The 17,266-nt window shown below is 72.0% G+C and carries 20 protein-coding genes; 12 read left to right on the top strand and 8 right to left on the bottom strand.

Annotation, left to right across the window (positions count from 1 at the left end; all coding sequences use genetic code 11):
* Positions 1-35 precede the first annotated feature (35 nt).
* Entirely contained in the window at positions 36-314 is a 279-nt protein-coding gene (locus tag AB0C36_RS05800) for a hypothetical protein (protein WP_358349756.1), read from the bottom strand.
* Positions 315-416: 102 nt separating this feature from the next.
* On the opposite strand from AB0C36_RS05800, the gene AB0C36_RS05795 reads away from it, so the two are divergent.
* Both AB0C36_RS05795 and add read left to right on the top strand, forming a co-directional pair.
* A complete protein-coding gene (locus tag AB0C36_RS05795) occupies positions 417-1,376 on the top strand; it encodes a helix-turn-helix domain-containing protein (protein ID WP_358349753.1) in 960 nt (319 codons plus the stop codon).
* Positions 1,377-1,517: 141 nt separating this feature from the next.
* Positions 1,518-2,588, top strand: coding sequence for an adenosine deaminase (add, locus tag AB0C36_RS05790; RefSeq protein WP_358349750.1), 1,071 nt, complete (start codon positions 1,518-1,520; stop codon positions 2,586-2,588).
* Positions 2,589-2,604: 16 nt separating this feature from the next.
* Here add and AB0C36_RS05785 read toward each other — a convergent pair whose 3' ends face one another.
* Positions 2,605-3,294 carry a TIGR00266 family protein gene (locus tag AB0C36_RS05785; RefSeq protein ID WP_358349747.1) on the bottom strand — a complete coding sequence of 230 codons (690 nt, stop codon included), beginning with the start codon at positions 3,292-3,294 and terminating at the stop codon, positions 2,605-2,607.
* Between the two features lie 193 nt (positions 3,295-3,487).
* On the opposite strand from AB0C36_RS05785, the gene AB0C36_RS05780 reads away from it, so the two are divergent.
* The 5 genes from AB0C36_RS05780 to AB0C36_RS05760 all read left to right on the top strand — a co-directional run bounded on the left by AB0C36_RS05780 (position 3,488) and on the right by AB0C36_RS05760 (position 7,141).
* Complete coding sequence (locus AB0C36_RS05780; protein ID WP_358349745.1) at positions 3,488-4,267, top strand: enoyl-CoA hydratase/isomerase family protein; 780 nt, start codon at positions 3,488-3,490, stop codon at positions 4,265-4,267.
* Between the two features lie 9 nt (positions 4,268-4,276).
* Complete coding sequence (locus AB0C36_RS05775) at positions 4,277-5,221, top strand: SDR family oxidoreductase (protein ID WP_358349743.1); 945 nt, start codon at positions 4,277-4,279, stop codon at positions 5,219-5,221.
* 100 nt (positions 5,222-5,321) lie between these two features.
* On the top strand, positions 5,322-5,486 hold the full coding sequence (gene rpmG, locus AB0C36_RS05770) for a 50S ribosomal protein L33 (RefSeq protein ID WP_358349740.1): 165 nt from the start codon (positions 5,322-5,324) through the stop codon (positions 5,484-5,486).
* Between the two features lie 77 nt (positions 5,487-5,563).
* Positions 5,564-5,806, top strand: a complete 243-nt coding sequence (locus AB0C36_RS05765; protein ID WP_358349738.1) for a type B 50S ribosomal protein L31 — start codon at positions 5,564-5,566, stop codon at positions 5,804-5,806.
* Between the two features lie 189 nt (positions 5,807-5,995).
* The gene (locus tag AB0C36_RS05760) at positions 5,996-7,141 is read left to right on the top strand and encodes a magnesium and cobalt transport protein CorA (RefSeq protein WP_435838986.1); all 1,146 of its coding nucleotides are present in this window, start codon (positions 5,996-5,998) and stop codon (positions 7,139-7,141) included.
* Between the two features lie 51 nt (positions 7,142-7,192).
* Here AB0C36_RS05760 and AB0C36_RS05755 read toward each other — a convergent pair whose 3' ends face one another.
* Positions 7,193-7,954 (bottom strand): tyrosine-protein phosphatase, encoded by a 762-nt coding sequence (locus tag AB0C36_RS05755; RefSeq protein WP_358349735.1) that lies wholly within the window; start codon positions 7,952-7,954, stop codon positions 7,193-7,195.
* Positions 7,955-8,008: 54 nt separating this feature from the next.
* Entirely contained in the window at positions 8,009-8,581 is a 573-nt protein-coding gene (locus AB0C36_RS05750; protein WP_358349733.1) for a TIGR03086 family metal-binding protein, read from the bottom strand.
* A 261-nt stretch (positions 8,582-8,842) separates the two neighbouring features.
* On the opposite strand from AB0C36_RS05750, the gene AB0C36_RS05745 reads away from it, so the two are divergent.
* Positions 8,843-9,487: a vWA domain-containing protein gene (locus tag AB0C36_RS05745; protein WP_358349730.1), complete on the top strand. Its 645-nt coding sequence runs from the start codon at positions 8,843-8,845 to the stop codon at positions 9,485-9,487.
* A 144-nt stretch (positions 9,488-9,631) separates the two neighbouring features.
* Here AB0C36_RS05745 and AB0C36_RS05740 read toward each other — a convergent pair whose 3' ends face one another.
* Positions 9,632-11,110, bottom strand: coding sequence for an MFS transporter (locus AB0C36_RS05740; protein WP_435838985.1), 1,479 nt, complete (start codon positions 11,108-11,110; stop codon positions 9,632-9,634).
* A gap of 193 nt (positions 11,111-11,303) precedes the next feature.
* On the opposite strand from AB0C36_RS05740, the gene AB0C36_RS05735 reads away from it, so the two are divergent.
* Entirely contained in the window at positions 11,304-12,203 is a 900-nt protein-coding gene (locus AB0C36_RS05735) for a helix-turn-helix domain-containing protein (RefSeq protein ID WP_358349727.1), read from the top strand.
* Here AB0C36_RS05735 and AB0C36_RS05730 read toward each other — a convergent pair.
* Together AB0C36_RS05730 and AB0C36_RS05725 are read right to left on the bottom strand one after the other, a co-directional pair.
* On the bottom strand, positions 12,178-13,044 hold the full coding sequence (locus tag AB0C36_RS05730; protein WP_358349764.1) for a GNAT family N-acetyltransferase: 867 nt from the start codon (positions 13,042-13,044) through the stop codon (positions 12,178-12,180). The two genes, AB0C36_RS05735 and AB0C36_RS05730, sit on opposite strands and share 26 nt — an antisense overlap.
* Before the next feature lie 60 nt (positions 13,045-13,104).
* Complete coding sequence (locus AB0C36_RS05725; protein WP_358349725.1) at positions 13,105-13,233, bottom strand: hypothetical protein; 129 nt, start codon at positions 13,231-13,233, stop codon at positions 13,105-13,107.
* 211 nt (positions 13,234-13,444) lie between these two features.
* On the opposite strand from AB0C36_RS05725, the gene AB0C36_RS05720 reads away from it, so the two are divergent.
* The 3 genes from AB0C36_RS05720 (at position 13,445) to AB0C36_RS05710 (ending at position 16,471) form a co-directional block, all read left to right on the top strand.
* Positions 13,445-14,677 (top strand): cytochrome P450, encoded by a 1,233-nt coding sequence (locus tag AB0C36_RS05720; protein ID WP_358349722.1) that lies wholly within the window; start codon positions 13,445-13,447, stop codon positions 14,675-14,677.
* A 21-nt stretch (positions 14,678-14,698) separates the two neighbouring features.
* Positions 14,699-15,640 (top strand): helix-turn-helix transcriptional regulator, encoded by a 942-nt coding sequence (locus AB0C36_RS05715; protein ID WP_358349719.1) that lies wholly within the window; start codon positions 14,699-14,701, stop codon positions 15,638-15,640.
* A gap of 81 nt (positions 15,641-15,721) precedes the next feature.
* Positions 15,722-16,471: an alpha/beta fold hydrolase gene (locus tag AB0C36_RS05710; protein ID WP_358349716.1), complete on the top strand. Its 750-nt coding sequence runs from the start codon at positions 15,722-15,724 to the stop codon at positions 16,469-16,471.
* Positions 16,472-16,514: 43 nt separating this feature from the next.
* Here AB0C36_RS05710 and AB0C36_RS05705 read toward each other — a convergent pair whose 3' ends face one another.
* Entirely contained in the window at positions 16,515-16,715 is a 201-nt protein-coding gene (locus AB0C36_RS05705) for a hypothetical protein (protein WP_358349715.1), read from the bottom strand.
* Between the last annotated feature and the right edge of the window lie 551 nt (positions 16,716-17,266).

Raw genomic sequence — 17,266 nt, 5'->3', positions numbered from 1 at the left:
CCGCGGACCTCGGCGGCGTTTTCGGCGGGTACGGGTCACACGAGGGTGCCGTGCTCGTCGCGGTCCCGGGTGACCGCGACGAACTCGACCTGGCGGGAGCCGAAGGCGCGGCGGGCGAGGGCGCCCTTGCCGCCGCCGCGGGCCGACACTCTGGGCTCGGCCGTGTCGGGCGTATCTGAGGGCATGTACCGGGGACCGTGTCCGGACTGCCAGTCGCGTCCGTCGCGGCTGTCGGCGATGCGGCCGCTTGCCGCGAGGTAGCCCAGGAGGGCGAGGAGGGCGGGGGCTCCGAGGAGGATCATCGTCGTCGTCATGTGTCCAGACTGCCGTCGGCGAGCCGACGGCACGAGTGGCAGGACTGCCATCTTCTGACAAGATACTGCCATTCGCTCGATTGTTCTGGCAGAGTGTCCGACATGCTGCAAAACGTCGTCACCGTGGCCGTTCCCGGCGTGCATCCCTTCGAACTCGGCGTCGCCTGCGAGGTCTTCGGCATCGACCGAAGCGACCACGGGCTGCCGGTCTACGACTTCGCCGTGGCATCCGCCGAGCCCGGCAGTGTCGCGACGGCGAGCGGCTTCTCGATCCTGGTCGAGCACGGGCTCGAACGCATCGCGGCCGCCGACCTGGTGGTGGTTCCGGCGTCCGGCCTGCGCGCCGACGACGACCCCGAGTCGGAGGGGCTGCTCCAGGCGCTGCGCGACGCCGTGGACCGCGGGGCGCGCGTGCTCAGCATGTGCTCGGGCGCGTTCATGCTAGGGGAGGCCGGACTGCTCGACGGGCGCCGCTGCACCACCCATTGGATGTACGCCGAGCGGCTGGCGCGCAGGCATCCGGCCGCCGAGGTCCTGCCGGACGTCCTCTACATCGAGGACCGCGGGGTGGTGACCGGGGCCGGCACCGCGGCCGGGATCGACGCCTGCCTGCACATCGTGCGGCAGGAGAACGGCAGCAGGGTGGCCAACACCATCGCCCGACGCATGGTCGTGCCGCCGCACCGCGAGGGCGGCCAGGCGCAGTACGTCGCGCGCCCGCTCGCCGCCCCCGACTGCAGCCAGATGCAGGCCACGCTCGACTGGCTCCAGGACAACCTGGGCAACGACGTGACGATCGAGCAGATGGCGGCGTACGCGCACATGTCGCAGCGCACCTTCGCCCGCAAGTTCCAGCAGGAGACGGGCACGACGCCGTACGAGTGGCTGGTGGCCCAGCGGGTGCTGGCGGCGCAGGAGCTGCTGGAGGAGACCGAGATGACGGTCGACTCGGTGGCCGCCCACACCGGCTTCGGCAGCGCGGCGACGCTGCGGCACCACTTCCTCAAGCGCCGCGGCGCGACCCCGCAGGCGTACCGGCGGCTCTTCCGCGGCGCGGCCTGAGGTCCCCCGGAGCGGTACGACGCCACGCGCGGCAGCCGGAGGCCGCGCTGCACGTCGGCACGGCCGGAGGCCGCGCGGCACCGTCGGCACGCGGCGTGATCGAATGGTCGGAACGCTCGACACAGCACGGGAGAAGACCGCGTGACCGTCCCCGCACCCAGCCCCGCCGCCGACACCGCAGCCCCCGCCACGGCGCCGTCCGCGTCCGACGCCTTCATCGCCGGCCTGCCCAAGGTCGAGCTGCACGTGCACCTGGAGGGCTCGCTGCTGCCCGAAACACTGCTGACGCTGGCCCGAAAGCACCGGCTCGACAGCATCCCTCAGACCGTCGAGGCCATCGAAGCGTGGTACGCCTTCAAGGACTTCCCGCACTTCATCCAGGTCTACGTCAAGGCCCTCGAAGGCCTGCGCGACGAGGAGGACTTCGCCCTGCTCGCCGCCGTGACCGGCCGCGCGCTCGCCGCCCAGAACGTCCGGTACGCCGAGGTCCACGTCAGCCTGCAGAGCCACCTCGTGCGCGGCATCCCCGCGGAGGTGGTCTTCGCCGGGATCGAGGCCGGCCGTGTCGAGGCCGAACGCGAGACCGGCATCCGGCTGCGCTGGATCCCCGACTTCGCGGGCCAGTTCGGCGCCGAGGCAGGTGAACTCACCCTGGACGCGGTGCTCGCCCACGGCCCCGCAAGCGTGGTCGGCTTCGGTGTCGGCGGCATCGAGGTCGAACGGGACCCGTTCGAGGCGGTGTTCGCCCGGGCCCGCGCGGCCGGTCTCAAGAGCCTCCCGCACGCGGGCGAAGTCGAGGGTCCCGACCGCGTGTGGTCCGCGATCCGCGCGCTCAAGGCCGAGCGCATCGGGCACGGCATCCGGAGCATGGACGACCCTGAGCTGGTGGCGTACCTGCGCGACACGCAGCTCCCGCTCGACGTCTCCCCCACTTCCAACCTGCGCACCGCGGCGGTCGCGCGGCCCGAGGACCACCCCCTGCCGCGCATGATCGCCGAGGGCCTGATGGTCACCCTCAACTCGGACGACCCGCCGATGTTCGGCACGACGCTGCTCGGCGAGTACCGCTTCGCCCGCGAGCTCGGCCTCTCCACCGGCACCCTCGTCGACCTCGCCCGCAACGGCGTCCGCGCGTCGTGCCTCGACGCCGGCGACAAATCCGCGCTGCTCGCCGAGATCGACGCCTACGAGTCCGCCGGCGACCAGGGCTGAGCCCCGCGGCCTCGCGCTACGCGCGGGAGCCGGGCATGTTGGCGGTGAGGTAGGAGATCAGGCCGCTCGGGTTGCGGGACTGGGCCAGGACGCGGCCCGGGCCGGTGAAGTCGAAGACGAAGCCTTCGCCGGACTTCATGCTCTGGATCGACCGGCCCTGGACCGCGCGGCGGATCTGGAAGGTGATCGTGGGGGCGTAGGCGACGACGTGCCCGGTGTCGACGACGACCTGCTCGCCGGGCTCCAGGTCGATGACGTCGAGGGCGCCGAAGCAGCTCGCGATGACGACGCCCTGCCCGGACGCCTCGACGAGGAAGCCGCCCTCGCCGCCGAAGAGGTTGCGGGCGCCGCCCCACTTGGTGTCGATCGTGACGCCGGCGGAGTTGGCGAGCCAGCAGCCCTTGGTCAGCAGGAAGCGGTCCTGCCCCGGCTCCAGGTCGATGGTGATCGCGTCGCCCGGGAGGTTCGCCGCGACGTCGACCCAGCCGCCCTGCGGGGGCGCGGTGAAGGTGGTCTGGTACAGCGACTCGCCACCCAGCACACTGCGTTTCAGGCCGCGCATCAGGCCGCCTTCGATCTTGGCGTCGATCGAGACCCCCGCGCTGTGCGCGAGCATCGCACCGCTCTCGGCGCGCATCTGCTCGCCGCCGGCGAGCACGCACCGGGCGACGGTGAACGAGGGGTTGTGGCGCAGTTGGACCTTCATGAGGGCTCCCGTCCGACGCGGTATCTGCCTCCAGGATCGGTGATTCGCAACACTCCCGCCGGGCGCCACACGCCTCTTTCCCGGGCATCCGCCGAACGGGCCACCCGCCCTGCCCTCGAAACCGCTGCCCCGTTGGTATATGCAGGTCAAGTGACACATCGTCAGATCCACGCCGAGCACCGACGGAGGCCAAGTGGCGGACAAAGTCCTGCTTGAGTACGACGGCCCGATCGCCACGATCACCAACAACAATCCGGACAAGCACAACGCGTTCGACGACGACATGGACCAGCTGCTGTGGCAGATCCTGGCCGAGTTGCGGGCGCGTACGGATGTGCGGGCGGTGATCTGGCGGGCCGAGGGCAAGTCGTTCTCGTCCGGCCGAGACGTGGGGGCCATCGGCGGCGGCCAGGTCACCATGACCCACCACGAGCTGATGACCCGCGGGCACCGCGGCGTGCAGCAGATGTTCGACCTGGACGCGCCGATCCTGGTGGCGTGCAAGGGCTGGTCGATCGGCGCGTCGTTCCAGCGCGCGCTGCTCGCCGACATCCGGGTGGCCGCCGAGGGCGCCCGGTTCATGCTGCCGGAGACCACGCACGGCGTCATCCCGGACACCGGCGGCGTCGGCCGGCTGTTCCAGATCTGCGGCCACGGGGTGGCCTCCGACCTGGTGCTGACCGGGCGTCCGATGGACACCGCCGAGGCGTACGCGCACGGCGTCGTGTCCCGTGTGGTGCCCGCGGACCAACTGGACGCGACCGTGCGCGAGATGGCCGAGAAGATCGCCGCGGCCCCGTTCGCGACCGTCAAGACCGCGCGCCGGGTGATCAAGCACCTCGCCGAGCCGGAGGTCCGCAGCTCGATGGCCGAGGAGCTGATCGCCCAGACGTACCTGAGCCGTTCCGACGACCTGGCGGAGTTCCGCGCCGCGCGCGCCGAGAACCGACCGCCGAACTTCACGGGAAGCTGAGCCGCCCACATGACCGAGAACCCCTCGCAGGCCGACACGCAGGCCGAGCAGAGCCAGAACCAGAGCGACGGCACCGGCCCGTACCAGGGCCTGCCGGAGCCCGCGCCGCTGGGTGCCAGCGCGCTGCCGCAGGGCACCTACGACGGGACCGTGGTGTTCGTCACCGGCGGCGGCACCGGCCTGGGCAAGGCGATCGCGAGCGAGTACGCCCGCCTGGGCGCGGACATCGTGGTGGCCAGCCGCAAGGACGACCACCTCAAGTCCGCCCGCGAAGGGCTGGAAGGCCTCGGCGGCCGGGTCGCGACGGTGACCTGCGACATCCGCGACCCCGAGCAGATCGCGGCGGCGTTCGACGCCGCCGAGTCGCACTTCGGGCTGCCGCACATCCTGATCAACAACGCCGCCGCGAACTTCCCCGTCCCGGCCGAGGACATGTCGCCCAACGCGTGGCGCACCGTCGTCGACATCACCCTCAACGGCACCTACTTCTGCGCCCGCGAGTTCGCCCGCCGGCACCTCGCGGTCGGCACGCCCGGCTCGATCGTCAACATCGGCGCCTCCTACGCCTGGACCGGCGGCCCCGGCTTCGCACACAGCGCCGCCGCCAAGGCCGGCGTCAAGAACATGGTCGAGACGCTCGCCGTCGAGTGGGGCCCGTACGGCATCCAGATCAACGGCCTCGTCCCCGGCCTCTTCCCGCACACCGACATGACCGCCGACATCCGCGGCAACGTCGATCGCGAACACGACAAGGACCCCCTCCAGCCCGCATTGCGGGTCGGCCGGGTCCGTGAGCTGGGTTGGGCGGCGACGTTCCTCACGTCGCCGTACGCCCGGTTCATCTCCGGCCACACGCTCGTCGTCGACGGCGCCAACTGGCAGCGCCGGGCCCTGCTCAACCCGCCGGTGGTCACCGTCCGCGACCAGATGGGGAAGGGGCCGTTCGAGCTCTGACCTGCGGCGATGCCCTGGTGGAATATTGGCGACCGGAAATCGTTCTCACTCATGTGCCGCGGTCGGAATCGCGGCGCCGAGAGAAACGAGGAGGCCCCCGATGGCACGAAGCGACCTGCGCCCCGTGGTGAAACTGCGCTCGACGGCAGGCACCGGCCAGACGTACGTGACGCGCAAGAGCCGCCGGAACGATCCGGACCGGCTGGCGCTGCGCAAGTACGACCCGGTAGCCCGGCGTCACGTGGTGTTCCGCGAGGAGCGCTGACCCGCCGAACGCACCCGCTGCCCGCACGGCCGCAGCCGGTGCCCATCAGCCGCACAACTGCCGCACAGGAGGCTCTCATGCGTTCCGCCATCCACCCCGAGTACCGCGAGATCGTGTTCCGCGACAAGTCCGCGGACTTCGCGTTCCTGACGCGCTCGACCCTCGACAGCGAGAAGACCGTCGAGTGGACCGACGGCAAGACCTACCCGGTCGTCGACGTCGACATCTCCGCCGCCAGCCATCCGTTCTGGACCGGCAAGGGCCGCGTCCTGGACACGGCCGGCCGGATCGAGCAGTTCAACCGCCGTTACGGCGGCTGAGGCACCCCGGACCGTCGGGGCGCCCGGATCCGCGGGCGGTAAATCCGCGAAAAATCCGTGGCAAAAGGGACAATAGTCGGGGCCGACCGCTCTTCGCGGTCGGCCCCGACGCCGTTCCCGGCGCGCGAACCCCGGAGGCCCCGCCCGATGGACCAGAACCGATGAGCGACGATCGATGAGCGACGACCGATGAGCGACCGGCGCCGTTCCTATCTGCGCGGCCGCAGGCACACGTCCCCGAGCGACCCGCGCGAGGCGGCGCCCGAGCAGTCGATGGACCCGCGCCCGGTCGATCCGCCTTCGGCCCCCGTCGAGAACAGCCTCATCGACAGCGCGCTGTACGTCGACGGCCACCGCGTCGCGTCCCCGGCCACACTCGGCGAGACGTACCGGAGCCTGCACGACCGCCCCGGCGCCATGGCGTGGATCGGGCTCTACCGTCCCGCCGAGGACCAACTGCTCTCCGCCGCCGAGGAGTTCGGGCTGCACGAACTGGCCGTGGAGGACGCGATCGTCGCACACCAGCGCCCCAAGCTGGAGCGCTACGGTGACACCCTGTTCGCCGTCCTGCGCGCCGCGCGCTACCTCGACGACGTCGAGGAGGTCGACTTCGGCGAGCTGCACGTCTTCATGGGTCGCAACTTCGTGCTGACGGTGCGGCACGCGGAGGCGCCGGACCTGGCCGCCGTGCGCCGCTGGGTCGAGGAGCGCCCCGACCTGCTGCGGCTGGGCCCCGAGGCGGTGCTGTACGCGATCCTCGACACCGTCGTCGACGAGTACGCGCCCGTGGTGGCCGGACTCCAGCACGACATCGACGAGATCGAGACCGAGGTCTTCCTCGGCGAGCCCAACGTCTCCCGCCGCATCTACGAACTCGGCCGCGAGGTCATCGAGTTCCAGCGCGCGGGCCGCCCGCTGCTGGGCATCCTGCGCGACCTGTCGCTCGGCTTCGAGAAGTACTCCGTGGACGACGAACTGCGGCGCTACCTCCGCGACGTCGAGGACCACGCCACCACCGTCGTGGAACGCGTCGACGGATTCCGCCAGATGCTGCAGAACATCATGTCCGTCAACGCCACCCTCGTGACGCAGAAGCAGAACGAGGAGATGAAGCAGCTGACCCAGGTGAGCCTCGCCCAGAACGAAGAGGTCAAGAAGATCTCGGCGTGGGCGGCCATCCTGTTCGCCCCGACCCTCATCGGGACCATCTACGGCATGAACTTCACCGAGATGCCGGAGCTCACCTGGGTTGCCGGCTACCCGTTCGCGATCGGGCTGATGGCCCTGGTCTGCGTCACCCTGTACGTCGTGTTCAAGCGCCGCGACTGGCTCTGACCCGCACCCGGCCGGGGCGCTGACGCGAGACGGCCCTCCCGGCACCGGCAACTACTCGGCGGCCACCAGGTATTGCGCCCGCAGCGCCGCCACGAGCGCGTCGTCCACCCCGAGCTGCGCCTCGGCATAGCCGCGCAGTGAGCCGTACTCCGCCTCGGCCCACGCCAGGAACCCCCGCATCAGCCCCGCCGGGGCCTGCCCGTAGCCCGGCCAGGTGAGCTCGCGCCCCGGCGGGACCCACGTGTACCAGTCGGCGACGAGCCGCTCGGTGGCGAGCCCGGTGAGCGCGAAGTCGGCGACGATCACCTCGTCCTCGACACCCAGGAGGGTCAGGACCAGGGCCGCGATGATGCCGGTGCGGTCCTTGCCGGAAGCGCAGTGGAACACGGCCGGGCCGCCGGGCGCCGCGAGCACGTCGAGCGCGCCGCGGATCTCCTTGACGCCGTCAAGCGCGACCTCGACGTACTTCTCGGTGAGGAACGGCTCGACGTCGACGTCCGGCCCCAGGGCCGCCTGGTCGTACGGCCGGTGCTCGATGCTCAGGTTGTGGTAGCCGAGGCCGTCCCGCTCGGGGACGCGGCCGCGCTTGGCGATCTCCCAGGGGTAGCGCAGGTCGACGACGGTCCTGATGCCGAGCGCGAGGAACCGCTCCCGGTCCGCGCGGGCGTCGTCGCCGTGGAGCTTGCCGAGCGAATCCGACCGGTAGAGCCGCCCCCACGCCACGACGCGGCCGTCGACAGCCGGGTATCCGCCCAGGTCGCGGAAGTTGTGGAGGCGGTCGAAGGACACATGGCGCTGCGGATTCGTCGGCATCAGCGCATGCTACGTGTCACCCGGGGCCGCCACGCGGCCCCAGGTGTCCACCGGTCAGTTCCCGGACGTCCAGGCGGGGTCGCGGCCGGAGTCGCCGAGCAGGCGCGTGAAGTCGTCGGCGTCGGCAGGCACGGAACAGGGCTCGCCGAACACCCCCATCTTCCGCGCGGTCGGGCCCATGGTGGCCAGCAGGTCGGCCAGTTCCGCCACTGTGGCGGGGGCCGGCTCGTACGGCTGCCGTGTCGCGCGGGCGAGGTCCCAGGCGTGCACGGTCAGGTCGAGCAGCGCCATCTGCCCCACGGTGCGCGCCGGCAGGCCCATCCCGGGGGACACGCCCTCTTCGCTGTCGGGTGCCGCCCAGGCGTCGATGAGGCGCCCCGCCTCGGCGGCGAACGCGTCGCGCCACGCGCCGTGCAGGTAGTCGGGTGCCTTCGCCCAGTCCGGCTGCTCCTTAGCCGCCAGCGCTTGGAAGTTCACGACGACCTGGTACAGGTGGTTGGCCAGGTCTCCGACGGTGAAGTCGGCGCAGGGCGTGGGCGCGGCCAGGAGGTCGTCGGGAACTCCCCGGACCACGGGGACGGCGCGCTCGGCGGCGGCCGCGAGGAGATCGGTGATGCGCTGGGTCATGCGGCCCACGTTATGCGTCGGCCCGGCGGGGCTCTTGAAGAAACGCGACACCGGCGAGCGCCGGCCCACGGGAGGCCCAGGAGCGGCGGGACGGGGCGGCGGAGCTGGAAACGGGCGGGAAGGCGTGGCGAACGGGCAGGAATTGCCGAGCGGCACGGGCGGGGGCGATGGAGGATGGTGGCAGGAGCCGCGCGCACGACAAGTGCGGGAACACGTGCGGGAAGTGGTGCGGAATGCGGAAACCGAGGAGGCGCCGACAACATGACCGATCCTGACCTGCGGCACATAGCGGTCGTCCTGGACCGTTCGGGATCGATGCAGAGTGTCAAGGAGGACACCGAGGGCGGGCTCAAGGCCTTCCTGGAGGACCAGCGCGACGTCGAGGCGCGGACGACGGTCTCGCTCTACCAGTTCGACGACCGCTACGAAGTCGTCTACGAGAACAAGTTGGTGGCCGAGGTCCCCGACTTCTCGCTCCGCCCGCGCGGAATGACGGCGCTGCTGGACGCGGTCGGCCGGACCATCGCGAAGGTCGGCGAGGACCTCGCGGCGCTGCCCGACGCCCGGCGCCCCGGTGAGGTGGTCATGGTGATCCTCACCGACGGACTGGAGAACGCGTCGTCGGAGTACTCGCTGTCCCGGGTGCGCGAGATGATCACGCACCAGCAGGACCGCTACGGCTGGGTGTTCGTGTTCCTCGGCGCCGACCAGGACGCCTTCGCGGCGGCGGGCGGCATGGGCATCGCGGCCGACCAGGCACTGAGCTACAGCAGCAAGAAGACCCGCCAGACGTTCCAGTCGGCGAGTTCGATGCTGCGCCGGGCCCGGCAGGCGCCGGCCCCGGCCGCGGGCGGCTCCGCGTACTCCTTCTCCGACGACGAGCGCGTCCAGAGCAGCGACGACTGACAGCACGCCGTCCGCGGTCGTCGACCGCGGACAAGCGGTCGTCGACCGCGGACAAAGAAGGAGAGGGAGGGAGCGGGCGCACAGCGGCCGCTCCCTCCCTCCTTCCTTGCGCTGCCGGACGCCGCCGCCCGCGCGAACCGCCGGTCAGCGCGCCCCGGCCCGCCCGCGGCGGATCAGGACGAACGCCACCAGCAGCGCACCGGCCAGCACGATCGCGGCGTCCACCAGCACGCCCGCGCTGATGCCGGACAGCAGCGCGTCGGCCTCGGAGTGGGAGCCGGACTGCGACTCCATGCGGGCGGTCACGACCGAGCTGATGACCGGGATCCCCATCGCGAGGGCGACCTGCTGGGTCATCGACGCGAGGCCGGTGACGAGGCCCTGCTCGTCGTCCGCGACCCCCGAGGTGCTCGTGACCATGAAGCCGACGATGGCGAACAGGTGGCCGACGCCGCCGAGCGACAGGGCGGCCAGCACCAGGGCGAGCTGCCCGCGCGAGTCGCCGACGTTGAACAGTGCCGCGGTCGTGACGCCTTGCAGCACCAGGCCGACGACCAGCGCCGCCGCACTTCCGATGCGGGCGATCACGCGCGGCGCGAGGACGCCGCCGAGGAAGCAGGCGACACCGACGACACCGAACGCGAGGCCGGTCTGCAACGCCGAGTACCCGAGCACCTGCTGCAGGTACAGCGTCATGACGTAGACGAGCGCGGACTCCATCGTGAAGGTGACCAGACCGCCGACGTTGCCCCAGCTGACGGTACGCCGACGCAGCAGCCGCACCGACGCGAGCGGGGCTTCCGCGTGCAGTTCGACGAACCAGAACACGACCAGGAGCGCCGCGCCCGCGGCGAGCATCGCGAGCGCGACCGTGTCGCCCCAGCCTTCCTCCCCCGCGCGGGTGATGCCGTACACCAGGGCCAGCAGGCCCCCCGCGGCGGTGACCGCACCGGGTACGTCGAGCCGCGTCGTACCGGCCGCCCGGCTCTCGGCGATGACGGCGGGGGTCGCCAGGATGACGGCCGCCGCGATCGGCACGTTGACGAGGAAGGCCCAGCGCCAGCTGAGCGTGTCGGTCAGCAGGCCGCCGAACACCGCGCCCGCGGTGAACCCGGAGGCCAGCAGGGCGCCGTTCAGACCGAGCGCCCGGTCGCGCAGCGGCCCCTCCGGGAAGGACGTGGTCAGCAGCGACAGCGCGGCGGGGGTGGCCATCGCGGTGGCCAGGCCCTGGATCACCCGGCCGACCAGCAGAATGCCCGGCGTCGGTGCGAGTCCGCCGACCAGCGAGCCGACGATCAGCAGCGCCATGCCGGCCATGAACATGCGCCGTCGGCCGACGAGGTCCGCCACCCGGCCGAAGACCAGCGTGAACCCGGCGGCGGCGAGCGCGAACGACGTCGCCACCCACTGGAGGTCGGCGAGCCGGAACCCGAGGCCGTCGCCCAGTTTCGGGAGCGCCACGTTGAGGATCGAGAAGTCGACGGCCAGCATGAACTGCGAGCCGAGCAGCAGGACGAGGATCATCCGCTGGCGCGGCGTCATCTTGGGTGCCGCGTCGCCGGTGCGTACGGGTGGCCCGGCGTGCGGCGCGCTTTCGGAACCTGTTTCCAGGGTGGTGGACATCGTGGGGTGCCTCTCGGGGACGGTGGTGCCGGCCGTGCTGCCTGCTTACGCCGAGAAGGGTTCCGCGGCCGCCGGGACGTACCCAGCCCTCTGCCGGACGTAGGCCCGCGGAGCATGGTTTTGCGAATCCTGGTACTGACAGGGACACCCTCGCGGCTGGCCGCGACCCGCCGCTCCGGCGATGCTGGGCGGCATGGAACGACGCGATGACCTGGGAGAATTCCTGCGCAGCCGACGCGCGAGGCTGCGACCCGAGGACGCGGGGCTGACCGCGTACGGCGCGCGCCGACGCGTACCGGGCCTGCGCCGGGAGGAGTTGGCCCAGCTCGCCGGCGTCAGTGCCGCGTACTACACGCGGCTCGAACAGGGCCAGAGCGGCAACGCCTCGGACGCCGTGCTCGACGCGCTCGCGCGCGTCCTGCGCCTGGACGCGGACGAGCACGCACACCTGCGCAACCTCGCCCGCCCGCGGCAGGCTCGGCGCCGCAACGCCGCGAAACACGAGAGGGTACGCGCGCCGCTGCGCCGCCTCGTGCACGCGATCGACGAGGTGCCGACCATCCTGGTCGGCCGGTTCGGACACATCCTCGCCTGGAACCGCCTGGGGCACGCGCTGCTCGCGCCGCACTACGACTTCGCGGCGACCGACCGGCCCGCGGACCGGCCGAACTGCGCCCGGCTGGTGTTCCTCGACGCGCACACGCGCGCCCTCTACCCCGACTGGGCCGCGAAGGCGAGCGACAACGTCGCGTACCTGCGGGTCGCGGCCGGGCAGTACCACGACGACCCGCAGCTCACCGAGCTGGTCGGCGAACTCACGCTCAAGAGCCGGGAGTTCGCGGAGATGTGGGCCGCGCATCCGGTGCGCGGCAAGCGCCACGGCACCCAGCGCCTGGAACACCCGCTGGTCGGGGCCATGTCACTGGAGTACGAGTCGCTGCACCTGCCCGACGACTCCTGTGTGCTGTCCACGTTCACCGCGGAACCCGGATCGCCGTCCGAGTCCGCGCTGATGCTGCTTGCCGGCCTGACGCTGCCGACGCGTTCGCAGACCGCGTCGGCTTCCGTCACATCGGCCGGGGACCCGCGCTGACCGCGTGCTCCACGACCGGCCCGAGCGGCCGGAAGCCGAGCGCGCGGTACACCGGCTCGCCCTGCCCGGACGCCTGGAGCACCGCGACGGGACAACCGAGTTCGGCGGCGGTGCGCACCGCCGCGCGGGACATCGTGCCGCCGTACCCGCGCCTGCGGTGAGCGGCCAGGGTCGCGACGTTGTAGATGCCCGCGACGTCGGCGTGGCCGAACACCTCGGCCGCCGCGACCGGACGTCCATTCGCATAGCCGACGAGGTAGCGCGACGCGCTGTCGGGCGCGAGCGCGGTGGCCGCGGTCGCCGCGAAGAACTCGGTGACGGTCGCCGCCTCCGGCGTCCAGTTGGCGGCGAGGACGGCCGCGAAGTCGGCGAGTCCCGCGGCGTCCGCGGCGGTCCTGACCTCCAGTTCGGGGGTCCGGGCCGCGGCGCCGGCGCGGCTTTCGACCGAGGCGGAGGGTGTTGCGGACACGGCGGCGCCGTCGGCGTCGACGCCGGTGGCGAGGGCCGGTTGCTCGGCGACTTCGGCCGGCACCGCCCACATCGCGAGCCCTTGTTCCGCGCAGGGGGCACCGGCCGCTTCCAGGCGGCGCGACAGGTCGTCCGGTCCGGACGCGGGGCCGATCCACCAGGAGAACGGGCGGCCGACCCGGCGCAGGTGCCGCAGCGTGTCGGCGATCCGCAGGTCCGCGTCGCGCGGCGCGAAGCGGGCGTGGGCCACGATGTTGAAGGTGTCGTCGTCGAGGCCGCTGTCCGCGACGGTCACGTCGGGCGTCTCGGTGACGGTCATGTGCCGGGTGCGTCTGTGCAGGTGGCAGGCATGTTCGGTGAGATTGAGCTCCATGCGCAGGGCGAGGTCGGCGGCATCCACACCTCCATGATCACACTCGGGGGTCGGGCGCGGTCAGGACAGGCGTTTGAGGTATCCGTCGGGGGCCAGCAACGAGCCGGACTCGCTGCCGTAGCGGTCGACGTCCTGCCCTGGGGACAATTGCCGCTGCCACGAGATGGGCTGCCGGTAGTGGCCGATCACGTAGCCGCCGGCCGGCGCGTAGCGCCAGCCCGGGACGACCGCGTCGTAGTAGGTGTCGAGGAACTGCGGAGGCGTATCTGCGGCACCTCACTGAGGAGCCCGCGTCCCTCGCCTTCTCTCCCTCGACCCTTCGCCCCGGCCCCTCCCTGCTGCTCTCCCTCCCTCGGCGCCGAAACGGTACGGTCTCCTGACGACTTTGTGAGGGGGCTCCATGCGCAAGCCCGCACCCGCCGCGTTGGCCGGTGTCGACCTGACCGACCTCGACGTCTTCGCGGCGGGCTTCCCGCACGACCTGTTCGCGGTGCACCGCCGCGAGGCGCCGGTGTGGTGGCACGAGCCGACCGCGCACACGCCGGACGGCGTCGGGTTCTGGTCGGTGGCGACGTACGCCGAAACGCTGGAGGTGCTGCGGGACGCCGAGACCTATTCGTCCGAGCACGGCGGCACCATGCTCGCCGACTCCCCCGCCAGCGGCCTGGTGCTGAACATGCTGGACGACCCCCGGCACAACAGGATCCGGCGGCTGGTGAACAAGGGCCTGACGCCGCGCATGGTGGCGCTGCTCGGCGACGACCTGCTGCGCCGCACCCGGGCCCTCTTCGCCGCGGTGCCCGAGGGCGAGCCGGTCGACTTCCTGGCCGCGGTCGCCGGCGAACTGCCGATGCAGACGATCTGTTCGATGCTCGGCGTGCCGGAGGAGGACCGGCACGAACTGTTCGGCTACATCGAGCACCTCTTCGACCACCGCGAGGGCCGCGACGCCGAGAAGGCCGCGGCACAAAAGGCGATGTTCGCGTACGGCGCCGCCCTCATCGCGGAGAAGCGCGAGCGGCCCACCGAGGACATGCTCTCGCTCGTCGTGCACGCCGAACTCGCCGACGTGGATCCGCCGCGCCTGACGCAGGTGGAGCTGCACATGTTCTTCAACCTGTTGTTCGCCGCCGGTGCGGAGACGACCCGCAACGCGGTCGCGGGCGGCGTCCGGGCGCTGGTCCGGAACCCGGAGCAATTGGCCGCGCTGCGCGCCGCACCGGACCGGCTCATGGGCAGCGCGGTCGAGGAGATCATGCGCTGGACCTCGCCGTCGCCGTCGAAGCGGCGGACCGCGACCCGCGACACCGTGCTCGGCGGCGCGGCGGTCGCGAAGGGCGACAAGGTGCTGGTGTGGGAGGGCTCGGCCAACCGCGACGCGGGAGCGTTCGCCGACGCCGACCGCTTCGACGTCGGCCGTGACCCGAACCCGCACCTGGCGTTCGGCCAGGGGGTGCACTACTGCCTCGGCGCGAACCTCGCCCGGCTGGAGACGCGGACGGTGCTGCGGGCACTGGTGGACACCTTCGGCACGGTCGAGGCGGCCGGACCGGTGGAGTGGACGCGCAGCAATCGGCACACGGGAATCAGGCGCCTTCCGCTGGTGTTCGGCGACAGACGTCGAGACTCCTGAGAATTCCGGGGAACCACCTGCATGAACCACAAAGCCGAATTGGGAGAGTTCCTGCGCTCGCGACGGGCGCGGCTGGGGCCGGAGGAGGCCGGGCTGCGGACGTACGGCGAGCGCCGCCGCGTCCCCGGCCTGCGGCGCGAGGAGCTGGCGCAGCTCGCGGGGGTGAGCGCGGACTACTACGTGCGGTTCGAGCAGGGCCGCACCGGCAACGTGTCGCACGAGATCGTCGAGGCCGTCGCGGGCGCGCTACGGCTCGGCGGCGACGAGCGGGAGCACCTGCACCGCCTCGTCCAGGCGGCGCAGGGGGCGAGCACGCGGCGATCGCCCGCATTGGGGTCGGCCGCGCAAGGGTCGGCCGCTCCGGCGGACGCGGACGCGTACGCGGTGCCGCAGGAGGTGCGGCCCGGCCTGCGGCGGCTGCTGGAGTCAATGCCGCACACGCCCGCGTTCATCGCGGGGTGGCGCACCGAGATCCTGGCGTGGAACCCGCTGTTCGCGGCGCTGGTGGTGGATCCGGGCGCGCGGCCCCCGGCGGACCGCAACAAGGCGCGCCTGGTGTTCCTGGACGCCGAGGTGCGGGGCCGGTTCGTGAACTGGGAGGCGAAGGCGCGCGACACCGTGGCGTACCTGCGTCTGGCGGCGGGCCGCCACCCCGGCGACCCGGCGTTCGCCGCGTTGATCGGCGAACTGAGCGAGGGCAGTGCGGACTTCCGGCGGCTGTGGGCCGAGCACGAGGTTCGGGACAAGACGCACGGCGGCTACCACGTGCGACATCCGGAGCTGGGCGTGTTCACGCTCGCGTACGAGTCCTTCCGGGTGGCGGACGACGCGGACCAACTGCTGATCACCTACACCGCCGAGGCGGGCTCGCCGTCCGAGGCCGGGCTGCGCATTCTGGCCGAGCAGACGGAAAGCGCGGGATCCGAGCGGTACCTGACAGAAGGTGTCAGGTACCGGGCATAGCGTCGCCCTTGTCAGCAGGGCCGCGATCGGCGGCTCTCGCACAAAGGCCCGCCTCCGCAGGGCCCGGCAAGGAGATGCAGCATGGCGACAATCGTTCTGATCCCCGGATTCTGGCTCGGCGCGTGGGCGTGGGACCGGGTCGCCGAACCGCTGCGGGCGGCGGGGCACGACGTGGTGCCGGTCACCTTGCCGGGACTGGCCGAGCGCGGCGGCGAAGGCCCCGCGGGCATCGACCAGGACGCCCACGTCCAGTCGGTCGTCGACCTGCTGGAGAAGGACGACCTGCGCGATGTGGTGCTGGTCGGGCACAGCGGCGGCGGCATCACCGCGTACGGCGCCCTGGACCGTGTCCCGGACCGGGTCGCGCGGATCGTGTTCGTCGACAGCGGTCCGCTCGCGGACGGCACGGCGCAGATCGACACGGCGGAGCCGGAGGAGCAGGAGGACATCCGGCGGCAGGTCGCGGAGTCGGGCGGGGTCGCGATCCCGGTGCCGCCGTTCGACGCGCAGGCGGACCCGGTGAACCTCGCGGGGCTGTCGGACGCGGACCTGGCGCTGCTGCGCGAGCGCGGCACGCCGCAGCCGTGGGGTGTCGCGACGGGCCCGCTGCGGCTGACCGACCCGGCGCGGTACGACGTCCCGAGCCACCTGGTCGCCTCGACGTTCCCGCAGGAGGTCGTCGAGCAGATGACGGCCGCCGGCCACCCGTTCTTCGCGGAGTTCGCCGCGGCGCGTACCCGGACGGTGCACGCGGTGCCGACGGGGCATTGGCCGATGTTCTCCGAGCCGGCGCGGCTCGCCGAGGTGCTCGACGGCATCGCGCGGAGCTGAGGGCCGCGGGCGGGCCGGCGGGATCGGCCGAGGTCGTACGGGGTCAGGAGCGGGCCAGGCGCAGCAGCCGGGCGCGCTCCTCCTCGACGATCTGCTGGGCGCGCCGGACGACTTCCTCCGTGAGGCCGTCGGGTACTTCGCCATGGGTGCGGTAGCGCTGGAGCTCGCGGGGGCGGACGCCGGTGATGTCGTACGCCTTGAGCGCGGCCAGGCGTATCGCGTACGCGTCGAGCGTCCGGGTCATCGCCACCTCGTCGGGTCGAACGGGCGCGGCGGCCGGTGGGCCTGCCGTGCTGCCGACGTCTCCGGTGACGGGTCCGCTGTCGGATGCGGGGACGGATGCCCGCACGGGTGTGCTGTCGGTCGCGCCGTCAGGCGCACTCTCGGACACACCGGCTGATCCGGCTCCGGCGTCGGCGGGGGCTCCCGGTGGGGTGCCCACACTGGTACGAACGCACGAACCGCCTTCCGCGTTGCCGGATTCCTCGATTTTGTCGATCAATCCCGGAGATTCGCCGACCGGTTCGCCGACTTGTCCGGATTTGCTGCGCTCCGTGCGTGGGCGCGGGACCGCACGGCCCCCGGAACGCCTGCGCCCGGTCTTGCTGTCGTTCAACACCGCCCCCGGTGATCGCCGCTCGGCTGCCGCGGATGTGAAGGGTCGTCTCCCATCCTTGTCGACACGTGTCGCGTTCGGATTCCCTCGATGGGATGAATTCCGAGGCAACTTGAGGACGACAAAGGAGCGCCGGACCGGCACCACTCGGCACGGATCCCTACAATCCGCTCGACCAT

Origin of the sequence: Streptodolium elevatio (genome assembly GCF_040649515.1) — a bacterium.
Taxonomy (GTDB): Bacteria; Actinomycetota; Actinomycetes; order Streptomycetales; family Streptomycetaceae; genus Yinghuangia; species Yinghuangia elevatio.
Note: the sequence above shows the minus strand (reverse complement) of the source record. Positions and strands in the feature narration are given on the sequence as shown.

Excerpts from the sequence above, each read along its gene's own strand:
- AB0C36_RS05800 (WP_358349756.1), bottom strand. The coding sequence starts at position 314 with ATGACGACGACGATGATCCTCCTCGGAGCCCCCGCCCTCCTCGCCCTC.
- AB0C36_RS05795 (WP_358349753.1), top strand. The coding sequence starts at position 417 with ATGCTGCAAAACGTCGTCACCGTGGCCGTTCCCGGCGTGCATCCCTTC.
- AB0C36_RS05785 (WP_358349747.1), bottom strand. The coding sequence starts at position 3,294 with ATGAAGGTCCAACTGCGCCACAACCCCTCGTTCACCGTCGCCCGGTGC.
- AB0C36_RS05775 (WP_358349743.1), top strand. The coding sequence starts at position 4,277 with ATGACCGAGAACCCCTCGCAGGCCGACACGCAGGCCGAGCAGAGCCAG.
- rpmG (WP_358349740.1), top strand. The coding sequence starts at position 5,322 with ATGGCACGAAGCGACCTGCGCCCCGTGGTGAAACTGCGCTCGACGGCA.
- AB0C36_RS05765 (WP_358349738.1), top strand. The coding sequence starts at position 5,564 with ATGCGTTCCGCCATCCACCCCGAGTACCGCGAGATCGTGTTCCGCGAC.
- AB0C36_RS05760 (WP_435838986.1), top strand. The coding sequence starts at position 5,996 with ATGAGCGACCGGCGCCGTTCCTATCTGCGCGGCCGCAGGCACACGTCC.
- AB0C36_RS05755 (WP_358349735.1), bottom strand. The coding sequence starts at position 7,954 with ATGCCGACGAATCCGCAGCGCCATGTGTCCTTCGACCGCCTCCACAAC.
- AB0C36_RS05750 (WP_358349733.1), bottom strand. The coding sequence starts at position 8,581 with ATGACCCAGCGCATCACCGATCTCCTCGCGGCCGCCGCCGAGCGCGCC.
- AB0C36_RS05745 (WP_358349730.1), top strand. The coding sequence starts at position 8,843 with ATGACCGATCCTGACCTGCGGCACATAGCGGTCGTCCTGGACCGTTCG.
- AB0C36_RS05740 (WP_435838985.1), bottom strand. The coding sequence starts at position 11,110 with ATGTCCACCACCCTGGAAACAGGTTCCGAAAGCGCGCCGCACGCCGGG.
- AB0C36_RS05735 (WP_358349727.1), top strand. The coding sequence starts at position 11,304 with ATGGAACGACGCGATGACCTGGGAGAATTCCTGCGCAGCCGACGCGCG.
- AB0C36_RS05730 (WP_358349764.1), bottom strand. The coding sequence starts at position 13,044 with ATGGAGCTCAATCTCACCGAACATGCCTGCCACCTGCACAGACGCACC.
- AB0C36_RS05720 (WP_358349722.1), top strand. The coding sequence starts at position 13,445 with ATGCGCAAGCCCGCACCCGCCGCGTTGGCCGGTGTCGACCTGACCGAC.
- AB0C36_RS05715 (WP_358349719.1), top strand. The coding sequence starts at position 14,699 with ATGAACCACAAAGCCGAATTGGGAGAGTTCCTGCGCTCGCGACGGGCG.
- AB0C36_RS05710 (WP_358349716.1), top strand. The coding sequence starts at position 15,722 with ATGGCGACAATCGTTCTGATCCCCGGATTCTGGCTCGGCGCGTGGGCG.
- AB0C36_RS05705 (WP_358349715.1), bottom strand. The coding sequence starts at position 16,715 with ATGACCCGGACGCTCGACGCGTACGCGATACGCCTGGCCGCGCTCAAG.